At 70.0% G+C, this 1,508-nt stretch carries 2 protein-coding genes and 1 pseudogene; 1 reads left to right on the top strand and 2 read right to left on the bottom strand.

What is annotated here, in order from left to right; genetic code table 11:
• Together DBR36_RS10985 and DBR36_RS10980 are read right to left on the bottom strand one after the other, a co-directional pair.
• A partial coding sequence (locus DBR36_RS10985) for a 2-C-methyl-D-erythritol 4-phosphate cytidylyltransferase (protein ID WP_181373567.1) occupies nucleotides 1-575 on the bottom strand: 575 nt, incomplete at its 3' end.
• 68 nt (nucleotides 576-643) lie between these two features.
• Nucleotides 644-1,126, bottom strand: a complete 483-nt coding sequence (locus DBR36_RS10980) for a CarD family transcriptional regulator (protein ID WP_056229249.1) — start codon at nucleotides 1,124-1,126, stop codon at nucleotides 644-646.
• A 172-nt stretch (nucleotides 1,127-1,298) separates the two neighbouring features.
• Between DBR36_RS10980 and DBR36_RS18370 the strand changes: the two are divergent.
• A pseudogene (locus tag DBR36_RS18370) lies at nucleotides 1,299-1,508 on the top strand (DNA modification methylase); the annotation flags it as partial.

Raw genomic sequence — 1,508 nt, 5'->3', positions numbered from 1 at the left:
TCGGTGTGGTCCGCATCGGCCGCCCCGAGCGCGGCCTCCAGGACATCGCGACGGAACCCCTGGGGGGTCTGAGCGGCGGCGAGTTCGGAGCGGTCGACCGCCGCGACGACACGGCCCCCGCCGTCGACGCGCTTGATCGTGTCGACCACCGGAACGGCCGGGATCACCGCAGCGGCACCCGCCTCGAGGGCGCCGATCACGCGATCGAACACCGCCGGCGGCGTGAGCGCCCGCGCGGCGTCGTGGACGAGAACCGTCTCGACGTCGGCCCACAGGGCGGACAGGCCCGCGGCGACGGATTCCTGGCGCGTGGCTCCGCCCGCCACCACGGTGATGAGCTCAGCGCGGTCCCCGGCCGCGTCGCGCGCGTCGGTCAGCGCATCGCCACGCAGCGAGTCGGGGACGACGATCACGACCTGCGCCGGCGGGGCCGCGAAGACCCCGCGCAGCGCGTGATGCAGGATCGACCGCTCGTCGAGTCCGACGAAGGCCTTGGGCGCTCCCCCGTTCAGCCGCGTGCCGGAGCCGGCAGCGACGACGATGACGGCGAGGGTGGCAACGGGGCGCAGAGTCACCCGATCACGCTAGCGCGCCGCGGGAACACGAAGACGCGCACCCGAGCGGGTGCGCGTCTTCGTGGGAGTCAGGACGCGAGGACCTCGTCGAGCACGACGCTCGCGCGGTCTTCGTCGGTCTTCTCGGCCAGAGCCAGCTCGGACACGAGGATCTGCCGGGCCTTGGCCAGCATGCGCTTCTCTCCCGCGGACAGGCCGCGGTCCTGATCACGGCGCCAGAGGTCGCGCACGACCTCGCTCACCTTGATCACGTCGCCCGACGCGAGCTTCTCGAGGTTCGCCTTGTAGCGGCGCGACCAGTTGGTCGGCTCCTCGGTGAAGGGCGCACGGAGCACCTCGAACACGCGGTCGAGACCCTCTTTGCCGATCACGTCGCGAACGCCGACGAGGTCGACGTTGTCGGCCGGGACCTCGATGACGAGATCCCCCTGCGTGACGTTGAGCTTCAGGTATTTCTTCGTCTCGCCCTTGATGACGCGTTCTTTGACCTCGATGATCGTGGCCGCGCCATGGTGCGGGTAAACGACGGTCTCGCCAACCTCAAAAAGCATGGAGTTATGTCCTTTCGGCAACATCCAGGATACCACAGGCCCGCATGCGCTATTGTTCCGCCCGCCCTCCGCCCGGCCTCGGGCGCACGCGCGGACGCGCCACCGAGAACGGGACCGGCACCGCGAACCCCGTAGGATGGTCGGGATGCCGTCTGTCGATCTTGGAGGATCCGTGAAAACGCGCCTGATCGCGTCCGTCGCCCTGGGTGCCGCTGTTCTGCTCGGAACGACCGGCTGCAACCTCATCGCTCCGCAGGCGACCACCATCGAGTACTCCGCCTCCGACGGCGTGAACGTCCCCGAATCGGCGGGCCCCCTCGCGGTGCGCAACGCCCTCATCGTCGCGAACGGCGACGGCACGGTCGGCAACTTCGTCGCCGCG

The organism is Microbacterium sp. HMWF026 (assembly GCF_003061325.1).
In the GTDB taxonomy this organism is placed as follows: Bacteria; Actinomycetota; Actinomycetes; order Actinomycetales; family Microbacteriaceae; genus Microbacterium; species Microbacterium testaceum_E.
The sequence above is the reverse complement of the archived record's forward strand: the minus strand, read 5'-3'. Positions and strand labels throughout refer to the sequence as shown.

Excerpts from the sequence above, each read along its gene's own strand:
- DBR36_RS10980 (WP_056229249.1), bottom strand. The coding sequence starts at position 1,126 with ATGCTTTTTGAGGTTGGCGAGACCGTCGTTTACCCGCACCATGGCGCG.